Source organism: Streptomyces glaucescens (assembly GCF_002154375.1).
Classification (GTDB): domain Bacteria; phylum Actinomycetota; class Actinomycetes; order Streptomycetales; family Streptomycetaceae; genus Streptomyces; species Streptomyces glaucescens.
Genome location: NZ_MUND01001104.1, coordinates 1 through 650, shown reverse-complemented (window position 1 = coordinate 650; position 650 = coordinate 1). Strand labels below are relative to the sequence as shown.

General features: G+C 75.4%; 1 protein-coding gene. It reads right to left on the bottom strand.

What is annotated here, in order from left to right:
* Positions 1-13: 13 nt before the first annotated feature.
* Positions 14-650 (bottom strand): DUF5914 domain-containing protein (locus tag CCN42_RS40890; RefSeq protein WP_086742085.1); only part of this gene is annotated, 637 nt, incomplete at its 5' end.

Below are 650 nucleotides of genomic sequence, written 5' to 3'. Positions count from 1 at the left end.
GCGCGGCACGGCGTCAGCCGGGGAAGCGGCCCGTGGAGCGCAATTGCCACCTCCGTTCGGCGTAGGCGAGGTCGTCGCGCCAGAGACGCGCCGCCGCGGTGCGCACGAGCGGGCGCAGCAGGGGCGCGGCCCGGCGCGCGACGGCGAAGCCGGGTCGGTCCGAGGCCGCCACCACCGCTTCGATCACCGCGGTGCGCGGACGGCCCCGTTCGTCCGGGCCGAGGGGCGTGGCATGGGTCTCGACGACCGAGCCCTCGCCCTCCCCTTCGGTGATGTGCATGACGACCGTGCGGGGTTCGGGAGCGGTGAAGACGGCCCGCACCGGCACGACGATCCGTCCCGCCACCTTGAAGGACACGTCGACGGTGAAGCGGTCCTCGTCCGCGTCCCCGGAGCCCTCGGGTGCGGCGACCACGGTGAGTTCGACGAACGAGTACGGGTGGTACCAGGCCCCGTGCCAGGGATCCAGCCGGTTCGCCATCACGTCCTCCGGCTCGCAGATCCCGGTGCCGACGTGGACGGCCGCGAGTGCGCGGGCCCGGTCCGGCCGGCGCGGTACGGCGGGCGCGTCCAGCGGCTCCTCCCCGCCGGCCTCGTCGAGCCGCACCCAGAGCAGGAGGCCGTCGTCGTGCACCGGCAGCGGCTCCCAG